This is a genomic window from Lysobacter silvisoli (assembly GCF_003382365.1).
GTDB classification, from domain to species: Bacteria; Pseudomonadota; Gammaproteobacteria; order Xanthomonadales; family Xanthomonadaceae; genus Lysobacter; species Lysobacter silvisoli.
This window is the reverse complement of sequence record NZ_QTSU01000004.1, coordinates 162,244-188,019: the sequence shown is the minus strand read 5'-3', so window position 1 is coordinate 188,019 and position 25,776 is coordinate 162,244. Positions and strand designations below refer to the sequence as shown.

The window sequence follows — 25,776 nt, the reverse complement described above, 5'->3', positions numbered from 1 at the left end:
AAGCCGCGACCGCGAATCCAAACTAGGACGAAATCCGAGTCCGCTCACCGTGGGAACTGCGCAAGCTGCGACCGCGAACTCTCAGCCGCAGATCAACGGCATTCGCGCTGCGCGCTCACTCCCTCACCCTAGCCCTCTCCCGCAAGCGGGAGAGGGAATCAAGAACGTCGCTGCTGCTCTTGGCCCTCTCCCGTTCACGGGAGAGGGGTTGGGGTGAGGGCCGCCCTCAAAACGCCAGCGTCACACCCGCCATCGGCCCCTTGAAGCGCTGATCCACGCCCAGCACGCCATCGCTGCCGCTGCGCTCCACGTCGAGCTTGAACCAGTCGTAGCCCAAGAACACGCCCACATTCTCGGTGAAGCGGTACTCCACCAGCGCGTTGGCGCGGCTCAGGTCGCCCTCGTAGTCGTCGAAGTTGCCCCAACCGGCATCCAGATACTGGCCCTGGGCGACGAAACGCCAATGCTCGTTCGGCGCGACGGTCAATCGTGCGCCCACCACCGGCGCGTAGCCGTCGTCGCTGGAGCGCGACTCGTAGGTGTTGGCGCCGGCTTCGGCGTAGAGCTTGCCCTCCAGCTTGGCGTACTCGATGCCCAACTGCAGGCCCAGGCTCACGGTGTCGGTTTCCACCACCGCGTAGTCGTACACCGCGCTGGCCAGTTCGAACTTGGCCTTGGCCTTGGCGAAGCTGCCGGCGGGAATGGTGATGTTGTCGTAGGACAGGTCCTGGCCCAGCGTCGCGCGGCGGTCCTTGTCGTAGCCGAAGTAGTTGAACAGGAAGCGGTGGCGGTCGCCGAAGCGGAACTGGCCTTCCAGGCGCGGCACCACTTCGTCGCCGCCGAAGTCGAAGTCTTCGCTGAACTCGAACGGCTGGCCGCCGAACAGGGTGCTGCCGCGCAGTTCGCTCTGCGCGTCCACTTGCATCGCGCCCAGGCGCAGGGTGAAACGATCGTCTTCGATGGCTTGCGCGGGTAAAGCGTAGGCGACGCCGATCGCGGCCAGCGCGAGCGTCAGGGGCAGGGTTTTGGGATTCACGAATCGCACTCCAATGCGGGGGATGAGCGGCACGGCACAACGGATGTGCACGGCGTACTCAACTAATGCCCAAGCAAGGGTGGAACCATCGTGAAAGCGCGCGTTTGAATCGTCCGATTAAACGGCTGCGATCGCCAAACGGTGACGCGGCTCACAAAAGGCGAAGCCCCGGCGCACGGGGCCGGGGCTTCGGGGAGCCCACCGCTGCTTTGCCATTGACGAGGAGAGAGTGGCGGCGGGCGTTCCTAAGGACAGACCGGGTCCGGCGGAAAAGGTTCCGCGCGGATTTCAGGTCGCCGCGGCTACGGTCGTGGCCTGCGCGCGGCGGCTCTCGATCCGCTTCCAGATCTTCTCGTGGAAATGGAAAGCCACGGTATTGCAGGCCGGCTCGACCATGGCCAGGGCGCCGCCGACCCAGACGCTGCCGGTCATCAAGTACCCCACCAGGAAAGCGACGGAAAAATGCACGCAGGCAAAGCTGACGGTTTTGGCCACGGCGCACCTCGGTAAATGAGAATTGTTCTCAACTGTACGCCTGTCTCGACGTAAGTCAAATCGATAGGCGCTGTGCTTGTCATAGCCGCGATCTATCGTTGCTAGGCGTCGCTCCGATCTCATGCCGGCGACTTAACCTCCCAGGTAATTCAATGACCTACGGCGAGCCGGCATAGTGCGGGCCATGGACGCAAGACGCTCCCGCTGCCCCCGCCGCCGGCTCCCGCGGCCGGGCGCCGACGTGACGGGCGGCGGTTGCCCGGATCGCGAGCGCGTTCTATACTTTTGCGGCTCTACCGGGCGCTTTGCGCCTACCCCAGACCGACGAGCTCCGCGTGCACGATCCTTTGTCCACGGGCCGCCGGCTGGCGTCGCGCGCGATTGCTTGGCAAGGCGGCGCGACGGCGCTGACCGCGCTGGCCTTCCTCCCCCTCGGTGCGCGCTACGCGCTTGCGGCGGCGGTGGGCGGCGGCGCGGTCTTCGCGGGCAGCTTCCTGGCGGCCCTGTTGGCGCTGGGGGGCGGCGTGCAGCCGGCCGGCATGGCCATGGGGCGGTTGCTGCTCGGGGTCGTAGTGAAATGGGTGGTGGTGTTCGCGGTGCTCGGGCTGGGACTGGCCGGGATGCGTTTGCCCCCGCTGCCAATGCTGGTCGGGGTGCTCGCGGCGACGCTGGCGTTCGTACTGGCCCATCTTTTGAAGAATCGATAGGTGTCTTTCGTGAGTGAACAGACCGGTTCGGGCGGCCTGAACGAATACATCCAGCACCACCTCCAGCAGAACACCATCGAGCTGGGCGGCGGCGCGTTCCACATCGACACCTGGGCGGTGTCGCTGGTCCTGGGCCTGTTCTTCATCGGCTGGTTCGCGTTCTTCGCGCGCAAGGCCACCGCGGGCGTGCCGTCCAAGGGCCAGGCCTTCGTCGAAATCATCCTGGAGTTCATCGACGGCCAGGTGAAGGACAGTTTCCACGGCGATCGCCGTTCGATCACGCCGCTGGCGCTGACCATCTTCATGTGGGTCGTGCTGATGAACGGCATGGACCTGCTGCCGCTGGACCTGCCGGGCTGGGTGGTCAAGGCCACCGCCGGCGCCGAGGTCGCGCAGCACACCTACTTCCGCTGGGTTCCCACGGCCGACCTCAACACCACGCTGGCGCTGTCGACCGTCGTGTTCTTCCTGATCCTGTGGCACTCGATCAAGGCCAAGGGCGGCTTCGGCTTCGGCAAGGAGCTGCTGACCGCGCCGTTCCACGCGCACAGCACCGGCGCCAAGCTGGCGCTGGCTCCGGCCAACCTGGGTCTGAACGTGATCGAGTACCTGGTCAAGCCGGTCAGCCTGGCCATGCGACTGTTCGGCAACATGTACGGCGGCGAGCTGGTGTTCATGCTCATCGCCGGCCTGCTGGGCGGCGGCCTGCTGATGTTCGTGCCGGGCGTGATCTTCAACGCCGCCTGGGCGCTGTTCCACATCCTGATCGTGCTGCTGCAGGCCTTCATCTTCATGATTCTCACCGTCGTCTACATCGCCGGCGCGTACGAGAGTCACTGACCCGCGTTCCAGTTTTAGCTTCACCCTTTCCGCATCACCTCACCTGTTAGTCAAACCCAAACGTTTCAGTAGGAGAAAACCATGGAATTCATCGCCAATGTGCAGGGCCTGACCGCGATCGCGATCGGCATGATGGTCGGCCTCGGCGCGATCGGTGCGTGCCTCGGCATCGCGCTGATGGGCTCGAAGTTCCTTGAGTCGGCTGCCCGTCAGCCGGAGCTGGTGCCGATGCTGCAGGGCCGTATGTTCCTGCTGGCCGGCCTGATCGACGCGGCGTTCATCATCGCGCTGGCCGTCGGCCTGCTGTTCGCGTTCGGCAACCCGCTGCTGGGCGCGGTGCAGTCCGCCGCCGCCGCCGCTCCGGCCGCCGCTGCCGCTCACTAAGTAGCGCAGTCGATCCACGGAGCCGTCCGTTGACGCGGACGGCTCTCCCGGGCTTTACCGCCCGCAGCGTCCTATCGGAGCTGTCATGAATCTCAACATGACCTTCTTCGGCCAGATGATCACGTTCGTGATCCTGATCTGGTTCACGATGAAGTTCATTTGGCCGCCCCTGAACAAGGCGATCGAAGAACGTCAACACAAGATTGCCGAAGGTCTGGCCGCTGCCGAGCGCAGCCAGAAGGACCTGGTGCAGGTGCAGGAACGCGTGGACGCGGAACTCCGCGAAGCGCGCGCCAAGGCCAACGAGATCATCGAGCAGGCGCATCAGCGCGCCAATCAGATCGTCGATCAGGCCAAGACCGACGCCGTCGTCGAAGCCACCCGCCAAAAGGCGCTGGCCGACGCCGAAATCGCCGCTGCCGCCACCCGTGCCCGCGAAGACCTGCGCAAGCAGGTGTCCACGCTGGCCGTCAGCGGCGCCGAGAAGCTGCTCAAGCGCGAGATCGACGCCAACGCCCACAAGGCGCTGCTCGACGATCTGGCCGCGCAGCTGTAACGGCCAGCGACGCGAACGACTGATCGGATAGCCATAAGCTGATGAGCCAGAACCTCACACTCGCCCGCCCGTACGCCCGCGCCGCGTTCTCGCTGTCGCGCGACGGCGGCCGTTCCGCCGCATGGTCGCAGGCGCTCGCCTTCGCCGCGCGCGTCGCCGCCGATCCGCAGGCGCAGGCCGTGCTGTCGCATCCGCGCCTGAGCGCCGACCAGGCGGTCGGCCTGATCGCGATCGACGGCGCCGACGAAGCCTTCCTGCGCTTCCTCGGCGTGCTCGCGGACAACCGCCGCCTGGGCCTGCTGCCCGAGATCGCGGGCCTGTTCGAGGAACTGCGCGCGGAAGTCGAACGCATCGTCAAGGCGCGCGTCACCGCCGCCAGCGAGCTGCCGGCCGCCGAACTCGAGTCGATCAAGGCCGCGCTGAAGAAGCGCTTCGGCCGCGAAGTCGAACTCGAGACCGCGGTCGACGCTTCGCTGATCGGCGGCGCGGTGATCGACGCCGGCGACGTGGTGATCGACGGCTCGCTCAAGGGCAAGCTCGCGCGCCTGCAGACCGCCTTGGCGGGCTGATCGGCATCCAGACACGAAATCAAATGCAAATCCGGCGTCCGCGTCGGGCACAAGGGAACCACCCATGGCAAGCACCCAGCTCAACCCGTCCGAAATCAGCGAACTGATCAAGACCCGCATCGAGAAGGTCAAGCTGGCCGCCGAGGCGCGCAACGAAGGCACGGTCACCTCGGTGTCCGACGGCATCGTGCGCATCCACGGCCTGGCCGACGTGATGCAGGGCGAAATGATCGAGCTGCCGAACAACACGTTCGCGCTGGCCCTGAACCTGGAGCGCGACTCGGTCGGCGCCGTGGTCCTGGGCGACTACGAGCACCTGCGCGAAGGCGACGTGGCCAAGACCACCGCCCGCATTCTGGAAGTGCCGGTCGGCCGCGAGCTGCTCGGCCGCGTGGTCAACGCGCTGGGCGAGCCGATCGACGGCAAGGGCCCGATCGCCGCGACCCTGACCGCTCCGGTGGAGCGCGTGGCTCCGGGCGTGCTGTGGCGCAAGTCGGTCGACCAGCCGGTGCAGACCGGTTACAAGTCGGTCGACGCCATGATTCCGATCGGCCGCGGCCAGCGCGAGCTGATCATCGGCGACCGCCAGACCGGCAAGACCGCGATGGCCATCGACGCCATCATCAATCAGAAGGGCACCGGCATTAAGTGCATCTACGTCGCGATCGGCCAGAAGGCCAGCTCGATCGCCAACGTGGTGCGCAAGCTGGAAGAGAACGGCGCCCTGGCCCACACCATCGTGGTCGCCGCGACCGCGTCGGAATCGGCTGCCATGCAGTACATCAGCGCCTACTCGGGCTGCACCATGGGCGAGTTCTTCCTCGACCGCGGCGAAGACGCGCTGATCGTGTACGACGATCTGTCCAAGCAGGCCGTGGCCTACCGCCAGATCTCGCTGCTGCTGCGCCGTCCGCCGGGCCGCGAAGCCTACCCGGGCGACGTGTTCTACCTGCACAGCCGCCTGCTCGAGCGCGCCGCGCGCGTGAACGAGGACTACGTCGAAAAGTTCACCAACGGCGAAGTGAAGGGCAAGACCGGCTCGCTGACCGCGCTGCCGATCATCGAGACCCAGGCCGGCGACGTCTCGGCGTTCGTACCGACCAACGTGATCTCGATCACCGATGGCCAGATCTTCCTGGAAACCGACCTGTTCAACGCCGGCATCCGCCCGGCCGTGAACGCCGGTATCTCGGTGTCGCGCGTCGGTGGCGCCGCGCAGACCAAGATCGTGAAGAAGCTGTCCGGCGGCATCCGTATCGCCCTGGCGCAGTACCGCGAGCTGGCGGCGTTCGCCCAGTTCGCCTCCGACCTGGACGAAGCCACCCGCAAGCAGCTCGAGCGCGGCCAGCGCGTGACCGAACTGATGAAGCAGAAGCAGTACGCGCCGATGCCGATCGCGCTGCAGTCGCTGTCGATCTACGCGGTCGACAAGGGCTACATGGACGACGTGCCGGTGTCGAAGATCGGCGTGTTCGAAGACGCGCTGCACGCGCATTTCGTCAACACCGCCGGCGAGCTGGTCAACAAGATCAACTCGACGGGCGACTGGAACGACGAGATCGAAGGCGCCTTCAAGAAGGGCATCGAAGAGTTCAAGCAGACCGGGACCTGGTAAGCCGGCGACCGGACACGGACGCGGGGCCGCTTTCGGCGGTTCCGGCGCCCCGTCACCGGACCACCCTTTCCTAACCCACGAAGCGAACAAGCGAGCGAAGAGATGGCAGGCGGACGCGAAATCAAAACCAAGATCAAGAGCGTGCAGAACACCCGCAAGGTGACGCGCGCGCTCGAAATGGTCTCGGCTTCCAAGATCCGCAAGGCGCAGGACCGGATGAAGGTCTCGCGCCCCTACGCGCGCGTGATCAAGCAGGTGATCGGCCACCTGGCCCAGGCCAACGCCGACTACCGCCATCCGTACATGGTCGAGCGCAAGGACGTGAAGCGCGTCGGCTACGTGATCGTGTCTTCCGACCGCGGTCTGGCCGGCGGCCTCAACAACAACCTGTTCCGCAAGCTGCTGGGCGAGTTCCGCAAGTGGCAGGAGCAGGGCGTCGAGGTCGACGTGGTCACCATCGGCCAGAAGGCGTCGGTGTTCTTCCGCCGGATCAAGGTCAACATGCTGGCCTCGGTCACCCACCTGGGCGACCAGCCGCACCTGGAACAGCTGATCGGCGTGATCAAGGTCGTGCTGGACGCCTACAGCGCCGGCAGCGTGGACCGCGTGTTCGTCTGCTACAACGACTTCGTCAACACCATGACCCAGCGCGCGGCGTTCGATCAGCTGCTGCCGCTGCCGGAACCGGAGACGCAGGTCGCCAAGCACGACTGGGACTACATCTACGAGCCCGACGCGCAGACCGTGCTGGACCACGTGCTGACCCGCTACATCGAGTCGCTGGTGTACCAGGCGGTGCTGGAAAACGTGGCCTCCGAGCATGCCGCGCGCATGGTGGCGATGAAGGCCGCCAGCGACAACGCGACCAAGCTGATCGGCACGCTGAACCTGGTCTACAACAAGGCCCGCCAGGCTGCGATCACCCAGGAAATCTCCGAAATCGTCGGCGGCGCCGCGGCGGTCTAACCCATCCGGTGGGCGCGGCCGCAGGGCCCGCGACCACGAGCAGCATTAAAAGTTACTGAGGAATCAAAGATGAGCAGCCAGGGCAAGATCGTTCAGATCATCGGTGCGGTCGTCGACGTCGAGTTTCCGCGCGAGTCGGTGCCGAAGGTGTACGACGCGCTGAAGGTGGAAAACACCGCCATCACGCTCGAAGTGCAGCAGCAGCTCGGCGACGGCGTGGTCCGCGCGATCGCGCTGGGCTCCACCGACGGCCTGAAGCGCAACCTGATCGCCACCAACACCGGTCGCGCCGTGGCCGTGCCGGTCGGCACCGCCACCCTGGGCCGCATCATGAACGTGCTCGGCGAGCCGATCGACGAGCGCGGCCCGGTCGAGGCCAAGGAGCATTGGGAAATCCACCGCTCCGCTCCCGACTACGCCGACCAGTCCTCGGGCAACGAGCTGCTGGAAACCGGCATCAAGGTCATCGACCTGATGTGCCCCTTCGCCAAGGGCGGTAAGGTCGGCCTGTTCGGCGGCGCCGGCGTGGGCAAGACCGTGAACATGCTCGAGCTGATCAACAACATCGCGACCGAGCATTCGGGTCTGTCGGTGTTCGCCGGCGTGGGCGAGCGTACCCGCGAAGGCAACGACTTCTATCACGAAATGTCCGACGCCAACGTCATCGTGCAGGAAGACCTGTCGAAGTCGAAGGTGGCGATGGTGTACGGCCAGATGAACGAGCCGCCGGGCAACCGTCTGCGCGTGGCGCTGACCGGCCTGACCATGGCCGAGTACTTCCGCGACGAGAAGGACGCCAACGGCAAGGGCCGCGACGTGCTGTTCTTCGTCGACAACATCTACCGCTACACCCTGGCCGGTACCGAAGTGTCGGCGCTGCTGGGCCGCATGCCGTCGGCGGTGGGCTACCAGCCGACCCTGGCCGAGGAAATGGGCGTGCTGCAGGAGCGCATCACCTCGACCAAGACCGGTTCGATCACCTCGATCCAGGCCGTGTACGTGCCCGCGGACGACCTGACCGACCCGTCGCCGGCGACCACCTTCGCCCACCTCGACGCCACCGTCGTGCTGAGCCGTAACATCGCCTCGCTGGGCATCTACCCGGCCGTGGACCCGCTGGACTCGACCTCGCGGCAGCTCGACCCGAACGTGGTCGGCGCCGAGCACTACGACACCGCCCGTCGCGTGCAGTCGACCCTGCAGAAGTACAAGGAGCTCAAGGACATCATCGCGATCCTGGGCATGGACGAGCTGTCGGAAGAAGACAAGACCGCCGTGGCCCGCGCGCGCAAGATCGAGCGCTTCTTCTCGCAGCCGTTCCACGTGGCCGAAGTGTTCACCGGCGCCCCCGGCAAGTACGTGTCGCTGAAGGACACCATCCGCGGCTTCAAGGGCATCGTCGAAGGCGAGTACGACCACCTGCCGGAGCAGGCGTTCTACATGGTCGGCGGCATCGAAGAAGCGGTCGAGAAGGCCAAGAAGATGGGCGTGGGCTGATACCGCGGTTTCCTCTCCCGCGCTGCGGGAGAGGGGGACAATGAATAGAGGCGTTTTCTTATGGCAACCACTTTCCGTTGCGACATCGTCAGCGCCGAGGAAGAGATCTTCCACGGCGAGGCGACGATGCTGGTCGCCACCGGTGAAATCGGCGAGCTCGGCATCGCGCCGCGCCACGCGCCGCTGATCACCCGGCTCAAGCCCGGTAAGGTCGTGGTGACCCTGCCCAGCGGCGAACACCTGGATTTCGCCGTGTCCGGCGGCATCCTGGAAGTGCAGCCGCAGGTGGTCACCGTGCTGGCCGACACCGCGATCCGCGCCCAGGACATCGACGAGGCCGCCGTGCGCGCCGCCAAGGAAGAAGCCGAGCGCATGCTGGCCAACCGCGGCCCGCAGATGGACGTGGCCGAGGCCCAGGCCCAGCTGGCCCAGGCCATGGCCCAGCTGCAGGCGCTGGAGCGCCTGCGCAAGAACATGAAGCACTGAGCGAGCGCGCAAGCGTCGCCCACGAAACGCCGGCCCAGTGCCGGCGTTTTTCGTTTCGGTTGTCTGCGCAGCGGAATCGCAACGGCCGTCGTGGTGTCGCTGTCGCAGCTCGCGCAGCTCCTACAGTGCGGATCGGCTGCTTTGGGGTAGGAGCGGCGCGAGCCGCGACCGCCATATCCCATGGCCGGCGCAATCCTGTACGCCGAGGCCCCCTCAGCGCCGATAAATCCAATGCCGCGACAGCAAGAACCCGATACCCCCCAGCATCAGTTCCACCGCCGGCTTGGCCAGCCAGGTCCACTGCAGGCCCACCGCGTCGTCGATCGCGCCCATGGCCCAGGTGCTGGCCAGCGTGGTCGCGATCCACATGCCCAGGAAGCGGCCGAACTGGCGCCGGCCGATCTTGGTGTCGTCGCCGGCGAAGGTGATGCGGCCGTTGAGCCAGAACCCCAGCAGCGCGCCGCTGACGCGGCCGGCGATGTTGGCCGGCTCCACCGGCATGCCGGAGTGGCTGAGCGCGACCATCACGCCCCAGTCCAGCAGCCACTGGATCAGGCCGATGATCAGGTAGTGGCGGCCCTGCCGGCTCAGGCTCATCGGGCGCCGCTCCGCGCGGGCAGGGGGCGATGGCGGCGGGGGAGCGCGGGGGGATGGGGCACCGCCGCATCCTAGCAGGGCCGCCGCGGCTAGAATCACTGCTTACTGAACGCGCAACCGTCTCCTGGAGTCCGCATGGCCGCCCCTTTGCATGTCGTCATCCTCGCCGCCGGCGAGGGCAAGCGCATGAAGTCCGACACCGCCAAGGTGCTGCAGAAAGTCGGCGGACGGCCGATGCTCGCGCACGTCATCGACACCGCGCGCGCGCTGGACTCGGCCGGCATCCACGTGGTCTACGGTCATGGCGGCGAGCAGGTACGCGCGGCCTTCGCCGAGCAGACCGATCTGCACTGGGCCGAACAGACGCAGCGCCTGGGCACCGGCCACGCCGTGCAGCAGGCCATGCCCGGCGTGCCGCAGGACGCGCGCGTGCTGGTGCTCTACGGCGACGTGCCGCTGATCACCGCCGACACCTTGCGCCGCCTGCTCGCCGCGCCGGGCCGCTTGGCAGTGCTGGTGGCCGACCTGGCCGATCCCACTGGCTACGGCCGCATCCTGCGCGATGCCGAAGGCCGCGTCGGTCAGATCGTCGAGCACAAGGACGCCGACGAGGAGCAGCGCCAGATCCGCACCGTCAACACCGGCATCCTGGTCGTCGACGGCGAACCGCTGCGGCGCTGGCTGCAGCACCTGGGCAACGACAATGCCCAGGGCGAGTACTACCTCACCGACGTGTTCGCCGCGGCCGCGGCCGAATTCAGCGCGGCCGAGATGGTGCACGTGAGCGATCCGATCGAGGTCGAAGGCGTCAACGACCCCTGGCAGCTGGCGCAGATGGAGCGCGCGTTCCAGCGCCGCGCCGCGCGCGCGGTCTGCGTGCAGGGCGCGCGCCTGGCCGACCCGAACCGCTACGACCAGCGCGGCGAAGTCACGGTGGGCCGCGACGTGGAGATCGACGTGGACGTGGTGTTCGAAGGCCGGGTGGAGCTGGCCGACGGCGTGCGCATCGGCCCGTTCTGCCGACTCAAGGACGTCAAGCTGGGCCCGGGCACCGAGGTGCGCGCGCACTGCGATCTGGACGGCGTGGTGGTGGAGGGCGCGGCCCACATCGGCCCCTACGCGCGCCTGCGCCCCGGCACGGTGCTGGCCGACGGCGTGCATATCGGCAACTTCGTCGAAACCAAGAACGCGCGCCTGGGCGTGACCAGCAAGGCCAACCATCTGGCCTATCTGGGCGATGCGGTGATCGGCAGCGGCGTCAACATCGGCGCCGGCACCATCACCTGCAACTACGACGGCGTGAACAAGTCCACCACCACCATCGGCGACAGCGCCTTCATCGGTTCAAACTCTTCGCTGGTGGCGCCGGTGACCATAGGCGAAGGCGCGACCATCGGCGCCGGCTCGGTGATCGGCAAGGACGCGCCGGCCGGCAAGCTCACCGTTGCGCGCGCGCGGCAGAGCACGGTGGATGGGTGGAAGCGGCCGGTGAAGAAGCCCAAGAGCTGAGTTAACTCTCATTCTCCCCTTTCCCAGTTCCCCCCTTTGAAAAAGGGGGTTAGGGGGGATTTGCTTTGGCTTTGGCTTTTGCCGTTGATCTAAGCAACAGCAACAGCAAATCCCTCCTAGCCCCCATTTTCAAAGGGGGGAACTTAAGAAGAGGGGGGCTGGGTCAGTCCGGAATCAGCATCGACACGCACAGCCCTCCGCCTTCGCGGTTGAGCAGCGCGATGCGCCCGCCGTGCGCCTCCGCGATCTCGCGCGCCAGCGCCAGACCCAGGCCGGTGCCGTTGCGCTTGGTCGAATAGAACGGCAGCAGCGCGTTGGCCAGCACCGCGTCGTTCATGCCGGTGCCGCGGTCGAGCACGTCGATGCGCCAGGCCGTGGGCGTGCGCCGCAGCACCAGGTGCACGTCTTCGGGCTTGGAGCCGGACTCGTGCGCGTTCTTGAGCAGGTTGAGCAGGCTCTGCTCCATCTGCGCCGCGTCGAAGCGCGCCACGCCTTCCTGGCCGCGCGCGGCGCGGCCGTCGTAGACGAAGTCGACCTGGCTGCGCAGCTGGGCCAGGAAGCGCGACCACTCCACCGCTTCCAGCCGCGGCGCCGGCAGCTTGGCGAAACGCGCGTAGTCGCGGATGAAGCCTTCCAGATGGCGCGCGCGTTCCTCGATGGTGTTCAGCGCGGTGGGCAGCTTGTCGTACTGGCCGCGCCGCACCAGCTCGGCGCCGGAATGGGCGAGCGAGGCGATCGGCGCCAGCGAATTGTTGAGCTCGTGGCTGATGACCCGGATCACCTTCTTCCAGGTCTGCACTTCCTGCCGCCGCAGCTCGGCGGTGAGCTGGCGCAGCAGCACCAGTTCGTGATGGCGGCCGTTGAGGCGGAACAGGCGCCGCGCCAAGTGGTAGATGTCCTCGTTGTCCTCGTCGCCGACGGTGAACATGCCATCGCCGCCGCGTTCGAAGGCCTCGCGCACCGGCTCGGGCGCACGCATGAGCAGTTCCTCGAACGACTGGCCTTCCAGGCGCCGGCCTTCGCCCAGCATCTTCCGCGCAGCCAGATTCGCATGCACGATGCGGCGGCTGGGGTCGACCAGCAGCATCGCCACCGGCGTGTTCTGGACCATGGTGTCCAGCAGCAGTTCGCGCTGCACCAGGGTCAGGCGCTGTTCGCGCAAGGCTTCGCCCAGCAGATTATGGCTGGCGACCAGTTCGCCCAGGTCGCCCTTGCCGTTCCAGGACAGGCCGAAGCTGTAGTCGCCGTCGCGGTAGCTGGCCACGCTGCCGGCCAGGGCACGGAACAGCGAGTTCATCGGCGCGAACGCACGGCGCACGTGGTAGACCAGCAGCGGCAGCAGCAGCGCCGCGGCCAGCGCCGCGCCCATCCACGGTTGCGGCAGCAGGGTGGCCAGCCACACCGCCAGCGCCGCGCCCACCACCAGATAGGCGGCGGCGATCGCACCGTAGATCAGACTCAGGGGCAGGCGTTGCAGCCAGCGCATGATGGTCTCCTGTCGGCGAGCGCGAGCGCGCCGTTAATCCCGTTTGATGCCGAGCCGGTCGAGCCGGCGGTACAAGGCCTGCCGCGACAGGCCCAGTTCGCTGGCGGCCTGCGCGAGCACGCCGCCGGCGCGTTCCAGCGCGGCCTCGATCGCGGCGCGGTCGGGCTCGTCGCCACCGCTCGACGCGTGCGCGGCCGATGCGGACGCCGCCGGCAAACCCAGGTCGGCGACGGCGATGCTGTCGCCACGCGCCAGCAGCACCGCGCGCTGCAAGGTGTTGCGCAGCTCGCGCACGTTGCCGGGCCAGGGATGCGCGACCAGCGCACGTTCGGCGTCTTCGCCCAGGCGCTTGCCGCCGTCGGGCGCCATTTCGCGCAGGAACTTGCGCGCCAGCGGCAGCACGTCGTCCGGCCGCTCGCCCAGCGGCGGCAGGTGGATCTGGATGGTGTTGAGGCGGTAGTACAGGTCTTCGCGGAAGCGGCCGTCGCGGATCATCGCCGGCAGGTCGGCATTGGTCGCGCTGATCACCCGCACTTTGACCTGGCGTTCGCGGTTGGAGCCCAGGCGCTCGAAGCGGCCGGTCTCGAGCACGCGCAACAATTTCATTTGCCCGGCCAGCGGCAGGTTGCCGATCTCGTCCAGGAACAGGGTGCCGCCGTCGGCGGCTTCGAACTTGCCTTCGCGCGCCTTGCTCGCGCCGGTGTAGGCGCCGGCGTCGGCGCCGAACAGCTCGGCTTCGATCAGCTCCGAGGGCAGGGCGCCGCAGTTGAGGGTCACGAAGGGCCCGTTCTTGACCGCGGAGTTGGCCTGCACCAGTTCGGCGATCTTCTCCTTGCCGGCGCCGTTGGGCCCGGTGATCAGCACCGGCACGTCGGCGCGGGCCACTTGGCCGGCCAGTTCGATCACCCGCGCCATCGCATCGGAGGCGAACACCAGGCCGCGCAGGTCGTAGCGCGATTCCAGTTCGCGCTGTGCGCGGCGGCGCTGGTCGTGCAGGCGCGCGACCTCGCGGGTACTGGCCGACAGCTCCAGCAGGTTTTCCACGCTGGCCAGCAGTTTCTGATCGTCCCAGGGTTTGGCCAGGTAGTCGGCGGCGCCGGCCTTGGCCAGGTCCACCGCGATGTCCAGGTGGGTCCAGGCGGTGAGCAGGATGATGGGCAGGTCGGGGTGGCGCGCGCGGATGTCGCGGAACAGGGCCACGCCTTCCTCGCCGGAGGTGGTGTCGGCGGTGAAGTTCATGTCCTGGATGACCAGGCCCACGTCCTCGCGCTCCAGCGCACTCAGGCCTTCTTCGGGCGATTGCGCGGTGAGCACGCGGATCTCGCGCAGGCCGAACAGCAGGTCCAGCGCGGTCGCGACCGCGGGGTTGTCGTCGATCACCAGGACGGTGCGCATCAAAGCTCCGGATCGGGGTGTGGGCGACGCGCGTGGCGCGTGCGCTGCGGCGGCAGTATAGCCAGCGCCGCAGCGCGCGCGCTGACCGTCAGGCGCCCTTCGCCGCGCCCGCTTGCTGGGCGATCCAGGCGTCGACGCGGCTTTCCAGCACGTCCAGCGGCAGCGCGCCGCCGCCCAGCACCTGGTCGTGGAAGGCACGGATGTCGAAGCGCTCGCCGAGCTTGCGCTGCGCGCGCTCGCGCAGCTCCACGATCTTCAACTCGCCGATCTTGTACGCCAGCGCCTGGCCCGGGTTGGCGATGTAACGGTCGACTTCGGCCTGGATGTTGGGCTCGTCCGAATCGGAATGCTCGCGGTACCAGCTCACCATCTGCTCGCGCGTCCAGCGCTTGTGGTGCACGCCGGTGTCCAGCACCAGGCGGTTGGCGCGCACCAGTTCCTGCGCCAGCCGGCCGAATTCGCTGTACGGGTCCTGGTAGAAGCCCAGTTCCTTGCCCAGGCGCTCGGAGTACAGGCCCCAACCCTCGATGTAGGCGATCTCGCCGATCAGGCGGCGGAACGGCGGCAGCTCGGGCAGGGCGCGGGTGATGGAGTTCTGCAGGTGATGGCCGGGGATGCCCTCGTGGTAGGCGATGGCTTCGATCGGCATCAGCAGGCGCTGGGTGGGCTGGCTGGTGTTGACGGTGATCATGCCCGGGCGCGAGCCGTCGGGCGTGCCGGGCATGTAGCCGGCGGCGGAGGCCGACTTCTCGCGATAGGGCTCGATCGCGTGCACTTCCACCGAGGTCTTGGGCAGCAGCCCGAACAGCTCCGGCAGGCGCGGCTCCATCTGGGTCACGTACTTGCGGTACAGCTCCAGGATCTGCTCGCGCGACTGCGCGTGCTGCTTGGGATCGGTGCGCACGGCTGCGCGCATCGCCTTCAGGTCGGCGTAGCCGAGCTTGCGTGCGATCTCGGCCTGGGTGCGCTCGATCCGCGCCACCTCGGCCAGGCCCAACTGGTGGATCTGCTCGGCGCTCATCGAGGTCGAGGCCTGCTGGCGGATCAGGTAGGCGTAGAGCTTTTCGCCCTGCGGCAGCGACCAGATGCCCAGTTGCTCGCGGCCCTGCGGCGCGTATTCCTCGGCGACGAACTGCGAAAGCTTGCGGAACGCCGGCCGCACCTGCTCGTCGATGGCGGCCAGCATGGCCTTGCGGATGCGCTCGCGCTCGGCGGCGGGCACGGCATCGGGGAACTTCCGCAGCGAAGCGGCGAAGACGTTGTCGGCGCCGGCCGGATCGGCGATGCCGTCGCACTGCGCGACCACCTTCTCCAGCAGGTAGCGCGGCGGGATCAGACCGTCCTTGGCGCCTTGGCGCGCGCGTTCGGTGATCTGGTCCAGCAGCTTGGGCATGGCGCGCAGGCGCGTGATGTACTCGTCGTACTGCTGCACGTTATTGAACGGGAACGCGCCGGCGACGATCGGCAGCAGCAGGTGCAGGCCGTTCATCTGGTCCAGCGGCATCTCGTGCAGCTTCAGCGCGTAGAACTCGCGGTCGCTGCGCAGGCGGCGCTGGATCAGTTCCAGGTTGAGGCGGTCGGACTCGGCCAGGCCGGCGGGGTCGATCTTGGAAAAGCGTGTCAGCCATACGTCCAACTCGCGTGCCTGGCGGTCGGCCTCGGCCAGCGAGTAGTCGCCCCAGGCGTCGTTGTAGCGGTAGTCGCCGAAGAAGCTGGCCTGCTCCGGCGCTTCGCGCAGGAAGGTCTGCCAGTGTTCGTCGAGCAGGGCATCGAGTTGGCGCTTGCTGGCGCTGGCATCCTCAGCGGCAGCAGCGCTGCCGGCGGTGCGAGCAGGTGTGGCCGCATGCGCCGCGCCGATCGCCAGGGTGAGGGCCAGCGCGAGTGCGGGCAGGGTAGGACGTAGCGTCATGGGGGCTCCGTGGCGAAATCCGGGGACGACCCGGCCCGGGCCCGTCCAGCGCGGAGGCTGGACGGGCGTCGGACCGACTCGGAGAGAGCGTTAGCATGCGCGGTGCGCCCGCGCGGCGTCAGTGACGGCGGTCAGATCGAACGCGTCGCCACCGCCGGCGGCACCGCCGCGGCGCGGCGCGCCGGGCCCAGCACCGACAGCTGGCCCAGGGCCCACAGTGCGATCGCGCCCAGCGGCAGATACAGCGCGGGCAGGCGCGGCAGTTCGTAATGGCTCATCAGCACCTGGTTGATGCCGTAGGCCAGCACCATGCCGATGACGATGCCGAGCGTGGCCAGCAGGAAGTTCTCGGTCTGGAAGTAACGCAGCACCTGGCCGCGGGTGGCGCCCAGGGCGCGGCGCACGCCGATCTGCTTGGTCCGCTGCGCGACCCAGAAGCTGGCCAGGCCGACGATGCCCAGCGCGGTCACCACCAGCAGGGCGACGCACACCGCCACCAGCAACCACGCCATGGAGCGGTCCTGCTGGTAGAACTCGTTGCGCATCTGCTCCAGGGTCTTGGTCTGGTCGCTGAGCATGATGCGGGTGGGGCCACTCTTTTCCAGCGTGGCCACCGCCGCCTTCAAGATCTCTTCGCGCCGGTCCGGATCCACGCGCAGCAGGTAGTTGCCGCCGGTCTCGTAGCTGACCCGCAGCGGGAAGATCACCGAATACTCGTACTCGGCCGCGCCGCCGCGGTTGTTCGGGCGCGCCAGGTGTTCGACCACGCCGACGATGCGCATGGGCTCGTCGCCCCAGCTGTAGATGCTCTTGCCCACCGCGTTCTCGCCGGGGAACAGCTTGTCGGCCACGACCTTGCTCACGATCACCGCCGGAATGGCGGCCTTGGAATCGGGCTTCTGGAAGTCGTCGAAATTGACGAATTCGTCGGCCCTGAAGCCGCGGCCGGCGATCACGTTCACACCCATGGTTTCCAGCAACTGCTCGCCGCCGAAATACGTGGTGGCGCTGAGATTGGGAAAGGACTGGCCGCTCTTGAGGCTGATCCCGCTGTTCCAGGACGAGCTGCCGAAGGTGACCTGGTTGGTGGTGGCCGCCGCCTTGACCCCCGGCAGCGCACGCAGCGCGGCCAGGTCGGTCTGGGTGATGGCCATGGCATCGTCGTTGTTGTTGATGCCGGTCAGCTGCACGCGCACCAGTTCGTTCTCGGCCAGGCCGCTGGGGCGGTTCATCATCTCGATGCGGTTGCCGATCAGGAATACGGCGTTGCAGATGATGGCGCAGCTGAGCGCGATCTCGAACACAATCAGCGCGGCGGCGGTCTTGTGGCGACGCAGGGTGGTCAGGATGGGACGGAATTCCATGGCGCGCCTCACTGGCTCTTGAGCTGGATGGCCGGGGTCACCTGGCAGGCATGCCAGGCCGGCAACAGACCGGCCAGCACGCTGGCGACGACCGCGATGACGAAGGTGGCGATCAACATGGCCGGGTCAAGATGGGCGAGCTCGGCGTAGCTGGCCGGCTGTTGCCGCACCGCCCACAAGCCGAGCATGGCCAGGCCCAGACCCAGGGCGCCGCCGACCAGGCCGATGGTGCCGGCCTCGACCAGGCACTGGGCGAAGATCGCCCGCCGCGACGCGCCCAGCGCGCGGCGCACGCCGATCTCGCTGGAGCGGCGCAGGAACTTGGCCAGCAGCAGACCCACCGTGTTGAGCAGGCACACCAGCAGGAAGCCGAACGCCAGCCAAGTCTGCAGGCGCACGTCCGACGGCACCACCTTGTTGTGGTCCAGCCAGGTCATCACGTTGGACAGGCGCACGTTGGTCGGGCGCTGGAAGCGGCCGGCGCGGCGCTGCTCGTCGGAGTAGTTGCCCAGGTAGGCCAGGTAGTCCTTGGCCTGGTCGGCCGAGTCCAGCTCCACCCAGTACTGCAGCCAGGCGCATTGCGCGTTGAGCGCATGCGAGCCCTCGGGATCGGTGTTGTCGTCGTCGCCCCAGCAGTTCATGTCGCCGTTGTTGCCCATGCGCAGCGCGATCGAGGTCGAGATCGGCAGGAAGATCTGCTCGCCGGTGCCGTAGCGGTCGCTGCTGACGTCGTAGAAGCGCGGCACCGGGCGCCAGTTGTCGACCACACCGATCACCCGGAACTCGGACTCGTTGATGCGCACCGACTTGCCCACGCTCTGGCCGCCGCCGAACAGCTTGTCGTTGAGGTCCTTGGAAATCACCGCCACGCGCGAGCGCGCTTCGTCGTCGCTGGCCTTCCAGCCGCTGCCCTGCAGGAAGGGCACTTCGAACATGGCGAAGAAGTCGCCGGAGGTGAAGCGCGCGTCGGTGATGAACGGGGTCAGGCCCTGGCGTTCGGGTTCGATGTTGGCCGAGCCGGCGGTCATCACCGCCTGGCGCGCGCCGCGCTTGGCACGCAGCAGCGCTTCGGAATCGAAGCGGGTCATCTGGAACGAAGGATCTTCGCCCGGGGTGTAGCCGTCCTTGGTGCGCGCGTCCATCTGCAAGTAGAACAGGCGGTCGCTCTTGCTCGGGATCGGATCGCCCGAGAGCACGTAGAACACGGTCAGCGTGGTCATGCTGGCGCCGATGCCCAGGGCGATGGCCAGCACCATCAGCGCGGTCAGCATCTTGTTGCGGCGGAAGCTGCGCAGCGCCAGGTCGAAGTAGTAGGCGAACATGGAGTTACCGGTCATGGCGGCGTCCTCAGGCGGTCGCGGCAGCGTCGTCGTTGGCCAGCGAGCGCACCAGGCTGGGCACCGCGGCGAAGTCGGTGGCCATGCCGTCGACGATGTGCACGTTGCGCTGCGCGCGCGCGGCCAGCTCGGGGTCGTGGGTGACCATGACGATGGTGGTGCCCTGGCCGTTGATCTCCTCCAGCAGCTCCATCACTCCGCGCGCCATCTGCGAGTCCAGGTTGCCGGTGGGTTCGTCGGCCAGCAGCAGGCGCGGGGTGCCGGCCAGCGCGCGCGCGATCGCCGCGCGCTGCTGCTGACCGCCGGACAGTTCGGCCGGATAGTGCTTCATGCGCGAGCCCAGGCCCACCCGGCTCAGCGCGTCCTCGATGCGCTGGCGGCGTTCGGCCGCGGGCATGCCGCGGTAGCGCAGCGGCACGTCGACGTTGTCGAACAGGTTCAGGTCGGGGATCAGGTTGAAGCCCTGGAAGATGAAACCGATCTTGCGGTTGCGCAGGCGCGAACGTGCGTCGTCGGACATGCCGCCCACGTCTTCGCCGTCCAGGCGGAACTCGCCGCCGGTGAAGGTCTCCAGCAGGCCGGCGATGTTGAGGAAGGTGGTCTTGCCCGAGCCCGACGGCCCGGTGACCGCGACGAACTCGCCCTCGCGCACGTGCAGGTCCAGCGAGCGCAGCGCGTGGGTTTCGACGAGTTCGGTGCGGTAGACCTTGGTGACCTGACGCATGTCGAGCATGGCTTGATTCCTGGTGGTGGTTTGAGTGGGAAGCGGGTGGATCAGCGCACGCGGAACGACAACGGGGCGGCGTCGCGCACGTAACCGTTGCGGCGCCAGGCGGCGGTCGGGGCCGGTTCGCTGTTGGCGCTGGGCGGCAGCGGCGCGGCTTCGAAGTCGAACAGCTCGCTCAGGCGCAGCGGCATCGCGCCGGCCAGGTCTTCGCAGGTCCAATGCAGGTCGAACGGGAAGGTGTTGGAAGCTTTCATGGTCATTCTCCAGAGATGCGGACGGTTTCTGCGTTATCGAATTGATCGCTGCCGGACACCACGACGCGATCGCCGGGTTGTACGCCTTGGATGATCTCCACGGCGCTGAGGCTGCTCACGCCGGCCTGGATCGGTCGGCGCACCGCGCGGCTGCCGTCCATGACGTAGGCGTAGCGGCCGCCGGCTTGTTCCAGGAAGGGGCCGCGCTCGACCATCAGCACGTTGCGGCGCGTACCCAATACGATGCGGGCGGAGAGGCGCTGGTTCTGGCGCAGGCCCGGCGGCTGCTTGGCGGTGAAGCGCAGGCGGCTGACCACTTCGCCGTTGACGACTTCCGGCGACACCGCCGAGACCTGTGCGGCATAGGGTTCGCCCGAGCCGCTGGTGATCTGCGCCGGCATGCCGATGCCCAGGTCGCGAGCGAAGCTCTCCGGCACCTTGATCTCGACCTCGAACACGGCCAGATCGACCACGGTCAGCACCGGCGCGTTGATCGCCACGTTGGCGCGCTGCGCGACCTGCACCTGGCCGACCTGGCCGTCGAAGGGTGCGCGCAGGGTGAGCGCGTCGACCTGGCGCTGGGTCTCGACCACGATCGCGCGCTGGCGGTCGGCCAGCAGGCGCTTGTTGCGCGTGTCCAGGCCGGCGCCTTCGCCCTGCAGGCCGGCGTCCTGGCGGGCATGGGCCAGGCCGATGTCGGCCTTCTTCAGTTCGTCCTGCGCGCGCGCCACGTCGACCTGCGCCACCGCGCCGCCTTCGAAGCCGCGCTGCTGGCGTTCCAGGTCGCGGATCGCGGCGGTGCGCTCGATTTGCGCCTGGTCCAGCGACTTGCGCGCGTTGGAGCGCGCCAGCTGCGCGTCCAGCGCGGCGCGGCCGGCTTCGGCTTCCAGGCTGGCCAGGGTGGCCTGCTCCTGCGCCAGCTTGCTGCGCAGTTCCGGGCTGTCGATCTCGGCCAGCGCCTGGCCCTTCTTGACCACGTCGCCGGCGACCACCTTCAGGCTCACGGTGCCCGGGGCGATCGCGTACAGGGTGGGGCTGTTGGCGGCGATCACGCGGCCGTCGGCGGTGATGTCGCGCACCAGGTCGCCGCGCTTGACCTCGGCGATGCGCACCCGCGCCGCGTCGAAGGAACGGCCGCCGGCGCTCCAGCCCGCCAGCAGCCAGGCCGCGATGGCGACCGTGCCCACGCCGGCCGCGCCGGCCAGCAGCCAGGGACGGCGACGCTTGGCGACCGCGCTCGTGGGGGAGGAAGCGACGGGGCGGTCCTGGGCGGAGGTGTCGCGGATGCTCATGCGGGTGGCGGACTCGGCGTGTGGATGGAAGGTGCTCTACGCCCTTAACCAATGCACAAGCCGTGCCAACCGCAAGTGGTTGATTTAATTGATGCGGACAGCGTGTCCGGGTGTCCGTCCGGACGGACACCGCGTCCGCCGGACGGCCGTCCGGCCCCCGGCCGCTTACACTAGTGCGGACTACAGCAGGAGCTCACGCAGCATGTGCGGAATCGTCGGCGCGATCGCGGATCGCGATGTGGTACCGGTCCTGATCGAAGGCCTCAAGCGCCTGGAATACCGTGGTTACGATTCGGCCGGCATCGCCGTGATCGACGGCGCCGACGTGCGCCGCGTGCGCCGCACCGGCCGCGTGGCGGAAATGGAAGGCGCGGCTCAGGCTGAGTCCTTCCACGCCACCCTGGGCATCGGCCACACCCGCTGGGCCACCCACGGCGGCGTCACCGAAGCCAACGCCCACCCGCACATCAGCTTCGGCGAGCTGGCGGTGGTGCACAACGGCATCATCGAGAACCACGAAGAGCAGCGCGAACGCCTGCGCGCGGCCGGCTACACCTTCGAGTCGCAGACCGACACCGAAGTCATCGCCCACCTGATCCACCACTACCAGTCGCAGGGCGCGGACCTGCTGGCGGCGGTGCAGCGCGCGGTGCGCGAACTGGTGGGCGCCTACGCCATCGCCGTGGTCAGCAAGCGCGAACCCGGCCGCCTGGTCGCCGCGCGCATGGGCTGCCCGCTGCTGGTGGGCCTGGGCGAGGGCGAGAACTTCGTCGCCAGCGACGTGTCGGCCATCATCCAGGCCACCCGCAAGGTGATCTTCCTGGAAGAAGGCGACACCGCGGACGTCACCCGCGACAGCGTGCGCGTGTTCGACGAGCACGGCGCCCAGGTGCAGCGCGACACCCACCTGTCCGACGTCTCGCTGGCCTCGCTGGAGCTGGGCCCGTACCGCCACTTCATGCAGAAGGAAATCCACGAGCAGCCGCGCGCGATCGCCGACACCATCGAAGCGGTGATGGACGACGGCGGCTTCTCCGCCGCGCTGTTCGGCCGCGACGCCGAGCAGGTGCTGCGCGACATCGAAGGCGTGCAGATCCTGGCCTGCGGCACCAGCTATTACGCCGGCCTGACCGCTCGCTACTGGATCGAGGCCATCGCCGGCCTGCCCTGCCAGGTCGAGATCGCCAGCGAGTACCGCTACCGCAAGGCGGTGGCCAATCCCAAGCAACTGATCGTGACCATTTCCCAGTCCGGCGAAACCCTGGACACGATGGAAGCGCTGAAGTACGCCAAGTCGCTGGGCCACGACAAGACCCTGTCGATCTGCAACGTGCCCGAGAGCGCGATCCCGCGCGCGAGCAAGCTGGTCTATTACACCCGCGCCGGCGCCGAGATCGGCGTGGCCTCGACCAAGGCTTTCACCACCCAGCTGGTGGCGCTGTTCACCCTGACCTGCACCCTGGCCAAGCTGCACGGCCGCCTGGCGCCTGAGCAGGAAGCCGGCTACCTGGCCGACCTGCGCCACCTGCCCGGCAGCGTGCAGCACGCGCTGAACCTGGAACCGCAGATCACCGCCTGGGCCGAGCGCTTCGCGCCCAAGCAGCACGCGCTGTTCCTGGGCCGCGGCGTGCACTACCCGATCGCGCTGGAAGGCGCGCTCAAGCTCAAGGAAATCTCCTACATCCACGCCGAGGCCTACCCGGCCGGCGAACTCAAGCACGGCCCGCTGGCCCTGGTGGACGCGGCCATGCCGGTGGTGGTGATCGCCCCGCGCGACAGCCTGCTGGAGAAGGTCAAGTCGAACATGCAGGAAGTGCGCGCCCGCGGCGGCGAACTGTTCGTGTTCACCGACGAGGACAGCCAGTTCGGCCCCTCCGAAGGCGTGCACGTGATCCGCGCCCCGCGCCACGTCGGCGTGCTGTCGCCGGTGGTGCATGCGATTCCGGTGCAGCTGCTGGCTTATCACGCCGCGCTCGCGCGCGGGACGGATGTGGATAAGCCGCGGAATTTGGCTAAGTCGGTGACGGTGGAGTGATCGTGCGAAGGCAGATTGCCTAGGCGGCGCGATTCGGCCGCGACTCTAACCTGGTCATATGAGCTTGGAGCAGCATGGATTGGCGCTTCGTCTTGTTCGTTGCAGGTCAGGGCATTCCGGGACTGTTAGGTCTGTTGGCCACGTTCCCGGTCTTTGTCCTAGCGGCCTCGCCGGGGCGCAAGCTTAGGGCGGTTTCCGCCACGCTGGCTGCGTTGGCGGTGTTCTTTGCCGCATGCTTGTTGGCGGGTCTGCCCGATGTACAGACGTCTCGGCTCGCCGGGGCGTTCCCTGTTGTTGGGTCGTTGGCCGTGCTCAGCTTGCTGGTGCCTTCCATCCGGGCGCTGAAGTGGCGCTGGTTCGGCCTGCTACATGCAGTTACTTTGTTTGCATCGGCGTACTTATGCTTCATCGGGGCGCTAGGCATTAGTCACGACGCTACGTAGCAGGAAGCACTTGCGTGGCCAGTTTCAGCAGTTCCGCAGCTGATGCCAGGCCCAGGCTGACCCGGGCTCTGCCAAATTAGGTCGCGTGATCGGTCCAATCCTCTGATTCGCGTAGGAAACCCCCATTGAGGAGCTCCCTGAGGCGTGCCCAGAATCCGTGATACATCCCAATATGAGATCTAAACGTAGTTGGCCCTCATGGCACCAAGCCGCAACCTGATACCAAAGGTCAGCCTAGCCTTAGTCGTTGGCTTCTTTGTCTATGGCTGGTTCATAGCTGGCTCAAGCGCTACCGGCGGGCCCATTGAAGTACTAGGCATCCCTGGCGCCATCCTTTTGTATGCGGCCATTCTTGGCACACTAGCCACTATCGTCGTTGCCGCCATTCGTGCCCATAGTGCGGGCAGTTGGCTTTGGCTAGTGGTAGTCATTCTTGTTTGGCCGTTGAGCTACGTATATACGCTGGTGATTAATCGTCATGGTTGAGGGTGCTATCAATTCATTCAAGCCGAACCCGCTTCGCGGGTCAGCTTAATTCAGGCATTGGGTGGTCGTGGATACATCTCTGCTACTCGGAAGAACTATCCGCGCTATTTGGCTATTCCGGTCAGAGGGGGTGCACCCGGCTTGGGTAAGCCACCTCACTTTACCCATTGTTGGTTTCGACGCCTTCCTGGAGTTCGCCGATGGCGATCTGATCCAGATCAGCCCGTGTGAGGTAGATCTAGGCGCAGATAGGTATCCTGGCCTTGGCTTGGCGCTCCAACCTTGCACTTCCGAGGCACTGCATTTCATTTCGCCTAGTGGTCGCACTGTTGAGGCCGTCACTCTAGTGGAGGTAGATCCGCTTATGCCATTCGCTATCGCGGGCATTGAGGTGTCCGATCCACTGGGAGAGGACACTGTCAGCCAGTATTCTCTCGTCACTAGCAACGGCGGCCGCGTAACTTTTCGGCACATGTTTCCGCCAATGACGTTGGGGGTGAGCGTGGAGATCGCAGGCGGCACACCTGGCAGTTCGTTGAAGCCGACTCCGCTTCGCGGCGCGGCTTAATTCAGGCGTCAGGCCCAATGGCGACATCAACGCAAACTGCAGCAGATATCCAACGGCTCGTTTGGTTGTTCCTGCCTCGCTGCAATGACCGAGAAACCCTGCTGGCTCTCGACGCGATGGCTGCAGAGCCAAGCCAATGGCACGATGGACACGATTTGTTTCAGAAGATTCGTTCCAAGACGTTGGCGGCAGAGCGAGTTGGTGACCGGCTCAGCAATGCCCAATACTGCTTCGAGGAGGTCTGTGCCAAGACCCTCTACAATCTCAGCGGGTTTCCTGCACCCTTTGACAAAGACTCTCCTGATTGGATTCGCCCCAATGCTCTAGTATTGGCCCAAGCCTTGGGCATTGCCGATTCGGATTCCGTGGTCGGGCTTGGGATATAACAAATCATTCCAGCCGAAGCCGCTTCCCGGCGTGGGCTGATTCAGACGTTAGACCGCATGAATACTTGGCAGCCCATCACCGTAGAAGAGCTCAATGCGCTCATCGCTGAGCAACTCGTCGATTGCTCAGCAGATCAACAGGAGTTCTTTGAGCGCTTCAAGGTCGCCCCATATCTCGTCCCAATAGCTCGCCTTGGCAACACGGAGACTGTCTTTATCGTGGCAGAAGCTGGCGATTTAGTCCTGTACTATGAGGACGTTGAGGAGGGCTTCAACATTTCCGGGCTGTCACCGGATGGGGCAATTGCAACTCCTCATTGCGAGCAGTGGGAGTTGCGCCATGCACTCATCCACCTAGCTGTGGCCTAACAATTCATTCAAGCCGAGGCTGTTTCGCGGCTCGGCCCAATTCAGGCGTTCGGCCCCATGATCAAGATTCTCGTTGTTTCGACCACGGTCGTACTTCTTGGAGGTTGCGCCTCGGGCCGAGGGATGAGTGACTTCCCGCTGCAATATGCAAGCTCCTCGTCCACATTGGTGCTGGCGGACGACCTCCCGCAGCTTCCTGGCAATGGTTCGTATCTAGCTATCTCCGGTTATGTATTTGTGGCGGGGATGATGTCTTTTCACCCGGGAAAGCAACGGATCTCTTATTCATGCCCTGGCGATTGGGGTTGGCGGCAGGTCATCCACTATGTGCCGTCAGTAGAGTACGAGTTCCAGAAAGGAAAGCTGTATGAGCTTTACTGCGAGAATGGATACCCAAAGATTCGTCTCCGGGACGGTGATTAGTCTTGTCAGGTCACACAGCTAGCATGGGTCCTAACAATTTATTCA

General features: G+C 66.6%; 25 protein-coding genes. 14 read left to right on the top strand and 11 right to left on the bottom strand.

Features of this window, described 5'->3' with window-relative positions; all coding sequences use genetic code 11:
* Positions 1-226: 226 nt before the first annotated feature.
* Both DX914_RS18570 and DX914_RS18565 read right to left on the bottom strand, forming a co-directional pair.
* Entirely contained in the window at positions 227-1,036 is an 810-nt protein-coding gene (locus DX914_RS18570; protein ID WP_115861599.1) for a hypothetical protein, read from the bottom strand.
* 288 nt (positions 1,037-1,324) lie between these two features.
* A complete protein-coding gene (locus DX914_RS18565; protein WP_115861597.1) occupies positions 1,325-1,531 on the bottom strand; it encodes a DUF2061 domain-containing protein in 207 nt (68 codons plus the stop codon).
* 335 nt (positions 1,532-1,866) lie between these two features.
* Between DX914_RS18565 and DX914_RS18560 the strand changes: the two genes are divergently transcribed.
* The 9 genes from DX914_RS18560 (at position 1,867) to DX914_RS18520 (ending at position 9,151) form a co-directional block, all read left to right on the top strand.
* On the top strand, positions 1,867-2,238 hold the full coding sequence (locus tag DX914_RS18560; RefSeq protein WP_425480705.1) for a hypothetical protein: 372 nt from the start codon (positions 1,867-1,869) through the stop codon (positions 2,236-2,238).
* A 9-nt stretch (positions 2,239-2,247) separates the two neighbouring features.
* Positions 2,248-3,078, top strand: a complete 831-nt coding sequence (gene atpB, locus DX914_RS18555) for a F0F1 ATP synthase subunit A (protein WP_115861711.1) — start codon at positions 2,248-2,250, stop codon at positions 3,076-3,078.
* Between the two features lie 81 nt (positions 3,079-3,159).
* The gene (atpE, locus tag DX914_RS18550) at positions 3,160-3,462 is read left to right on the top strand and encodes a F0F1 ATP synthase subunit C (RefSeq protein ID WP_115861595.1); all 303 of its coding nucleotides are present in this window, start codon (positions 3,160-3,162) and stop codon (positions 3,460-3,462) included.
* 85 nt (positions 3,463-3,547) lie between these two features.
* Entirely contained in the window at positions 3,548-4,018 is a 471-nt protein-coding gene (locus DX914_RS18545; RefSeq protein ID WP_115861593.1) for a F0F1 ATP synthase subunit B, read from the top strand.
* 41 nt (positions 4,019-4,059) lie between these two features.
* Positions 4,060-4,587 carry a F0F1 ATP synthase subunit delta gene (locus DX914_RS18540; RefSeq protein ID WP_115861591.1) on the top strand — a complete coding sequence of 176 codons (528 nt, stop codon included), beginning with the start codon at positions 4,060-4,062 and terminating at the stop codon, positions 4,585-4,587.
* Positions 4,588-4,651: 64 nt separating this feature from the next.
* The gene (gene atpA, locus DX914_RS18535) at positions 4,652-6,202 is read left to right on the top strand and encodes a F0F1 ATP synthase subunit alpha (RefSeq protein ID WP_115861589.1); all 1,551 of its coding nucleotides are present in this window, start codon (positions 4,652-4,654) and stop codon (positions 6,200-6,202) included.
* Positions 6,203-6,304: 102 nt separating this feature from the next.
* Positions 6,305-7,168, top strand: coding sequence for a F0F1 ATP synthase subunit gamma (atpG, locus tag DX914_RS18530; protein WP_115861587.1), 864 nt, complete (start codon positions 6,305-6,307; stop codon positions 7,166-7,168).
* A gap of 69 nt (positions 7,169-7,237) precedes the next feature.
* On the top strand, positions 7,238-8,665 hold the full coding sequence (gene atpD / locus DX914_RS18525) for a F0F1 ATP synthase subunit beta (RefSeq protein WP_115861585.1): 1,428 nt from the start codon (positions 7,238-7,240) through the stop codon (positions 8,663-8,665).
* A 60-nt stretch (positions 8,666-8,725) separates the two neighbouring features.
* Positions 8,726-9,151, top strand: coding sequence for a F0F1 ATP synthase subunit epsilon (locus tag DX914_RS18520; protein ID WP_115861583.1), 426 nt, complete (start codon positions 8,726-8,728; stop codon positions 9,149-9,151).
* Positions 9,152-9,364: 213 nt separating this feature from the next.
* Here DX914_RS18520 and DX914_RS18515 read toward each other — a convergent pair whose 3' ends face one another.
* Positions 9,365-9,748 carry a GtrA family protein gene (locus DX914_RS18515; protein ID WP_115861581.1) on the bottom strand — a complete coding sequence of 128 codons (384 nt, stop codon included), beginning with the start codon at positions 9,746-9,748 and terminating at the stop codon, positions 9,365-9,367.
* A gap of 135 nt (positions 9,749-9,883) precedes the next feature.
* Between DX914_RS18515 and glmU the strand changes: the two genes are divergently transcribed.
* Complete coding sequence (gene glmU, locus DX914_RS18510; protein WP_115861579.1) at positions 9,884-11,257, top strand: bifunctional UDP-N-acetylglucosamine diphosphorylase/glucosamine-1-phosphate N-acetyltransferase GlmU; 1,374 nt, start codon at positions 9,884-9,886, stop codon at positions 11,255-11,257.
* Between the two features lie 163 nt (positions 11,258-11,420).
* On the opposite strand, the gene DX914_RS18505 is transcribed toward glmU, so the two are convergent.
* The 8 genes from DX914_RS18505 to DX914_RS18470 form a co-directional block, all read right to left on the bottom strand.
* Positions 11,421-12,743, bottom strand: coding sequence for a sensor histidine kinase (locus DX914_RS18505; RefSeq protein WP_115861577.1), 1,323 nt, complete (start codon positions 12,741-12,743; stop codon positions 11,421-11,423).
* Positions 12,744-12,776: 33 nt separating this feature from the next.
* Positions 12,777-14,138: a sigma-54-dependent transcriptional regulator gene (locus tag DX914_RS18500; RefSeq protein WP_115861575.1), complete on the bottom strand. Its 1,362-nt coding sequence runs from the start codon at positions 14,136-14,138 to the stop codon at positions 12,777-12,779.
* Positions 14,139-14,226: 88 nt separating this feature from the next.
* Positions 14,227-16,047, bottom strand: a complete 1,821-nt coding sequence (locus DX914_RS18495; protein WP_196778961.1) for a DUF885 domain-containing protein — start codon at positions 16,045-16,047, stop codon at positions 14,227-14,229.
* Between the two features lie 131 nt (positions 16,048-16,178).
* Positions 16,179-17,411, bottom strand: coding sequence for an ABC transporter permease (locus tag DX914_RS18490; protein WP_115861573.1), 1,233 nt, complete (start codon positions 17,409-17,411; stop codon positions 16,179-16,181).
* Between the two features lie 8 nt (positions 17,412-17,419).
* The gene (locus DX914_RS18485) at positions 17,420-18,733 is read right to left on the bottom strand and encodes an ABC transporter permease (RefSeq protein WP_115861707.1); all 1,314 of its coding nucleotides are present in this window, start codon (positions 18,731-18,733) and stop codon (positions 17,420-17,422) included.
* Between the two features lie 25 nt (positions 18,734-18,758).
* Positions 18,759-19,481, bottom strand: coding sequence for an ABC transporter ATP-binding protein (locus DX914_RS18480; RefSeq protein ID WP_115861571.1), 723 nt, complete (start codon positions 19,479-19,481; stop codon positions 18,759-18,761).
* Positions 19,482-19,522: 41 nt separating this feature from the next.
* On the bottom strand, positions 19,523-19,729 hold the full coding sequence (locus tag DX914_RS18475) for a hypothetical protein (protein WP_147300727.1): 207 nt from the start codon (positions 19,727-19,729) through the stop codon (positions 19,523-19,525).
* A gap of 2 nt (positions 19,730-19,731) precedes the next feature.
* The gene (locus tag DX914_RS18470; RefSeq protein WP_115861567.1) at positions 19,732-21,021 is read right to left on the bottom strand and encodes an efflux RND transporter periplasmic adaptor subunit; all 1,290 of its coding nucleotides are present in this window, start codon (positions 21,019-21,021) and stop codon (positions 19,732-19,734) included.
* 202 nt (positions 21,022-21,223) lie between these two features.
* Here DX914_RS18470 and glmS point away from each other — a divergent pair, with 202 nt between their 5' ends.
* The 4 genes from glmS (at position 21,224) to DX914_RS20115 (ending at position 25,731) form a co-directional block, all read left to right on the top strand.
* Positions 21,224-23,056 (top strand): glutamine--fructose-6-phosphate transaminase (isomerizing), encoded by a 1,833-nt coding sequence (gene glmS, locus DX914_RS18465; RefSeq protein ID WP_115861565.1) that lies wholly within the window; start codon positions 21,224-21,226, stop codon positions 23,054-23,056.
* A gap of 1,514 nt (positions 23,057-24,570) precedes the next feature.
* Positions 24,571-24,939 carry a hypothetical protein gene (locus DX914_RS20120; protein ID WP_147300726.1) on the top strand — a complete coding sequence of 123 codons (369 nt, stop codon included), beginning with the start codon at positions 24,571-24,573 and terminating at the stop codon, positions 24,937-24,939.
* 57 nt (positions 24,940-24,996) lie between these two features.
* On the top strand, positions 24,997-25,308 hold the full coding sequence (locus DX914_RS18455) for a hypothetical protein (protein ID WP_115861561.1): 312 nt from the start codon (positions 24,997-24,999) through the stop codon (positions 25,306-25,308).
* Between the two features lie 57 nt (positions 25,309-25,365).
* Positions 25,366-25,731 carry a hypothetical protein gene (locus tag DX914_RS20115; protein WP_147300725.1) on the top strand — a complete coding sequence of 122 codons (366 nt, stop codon included), beginning with the start codon at positions 25,366-25,368 and terminating at the stop codon, positions 25,729-25,731.
* Positions 25,732-25,776: the final 45 nt, after the last annotated feature.